Below are 293 nucleotides of genomic sequence, written 5' to 3'. Positions count from 1 at the left end.
CGCCGCGCGGCGGCAGCGGTCCTCACGAGCGGCCCGGAGAGCCGCCGGGCGAGCAGGGTCCCAGCAAGCACCGCGATCAGTAGGCCCGCGGCGAGGGCAAGCAGGGTCCGTTGGAGGAGTTGGGCGGAGGCTGCGTTCACGTCATCCAAGGACCTGGTCAGCACGATTGCGCCTCCCTTGGGGAGGGCTCGGGCTTCCACCAAGAACTGCACACCGCCCTTGGTGACCGTCCGGGACACCTTTTCCCCTGAAAGTACTTGCTGCGTCTCCCCTGCGCTGAGGAGCTGAGCTGC

1 protein-coding gene is annotated in these 293 nt (G+C 68.6%); it reads right to left on the bottom strand.

Going from position 1 to position 293, the window contains the following annotated elements; all coding sequences use genetic code 11:
- Nucleotides 1–293 (bottom strand): hypothetical protein (locus tag SCA31_RS22935; RefSeq protein WP_410699344.1); only part of this gene is annotated, 293 nt, incomplete at both ends.

Origin of the sequence: Chryseobacterium sp. SIMBA_028 (genome assembly GCF_046535285.1) — a bacterium.
Taxonomy (GTDB): domain Bacteria; phylum Bacteroidota; class Bacteroidia; order Flavobacteriales; family Weeksellaceae; genus Chryseobacterium.
The sequence above is the reverse complement of the archived record's forward strand: the minus strand, read 5'-3'. Positions and strand labels throughout refer to the sequence as shown.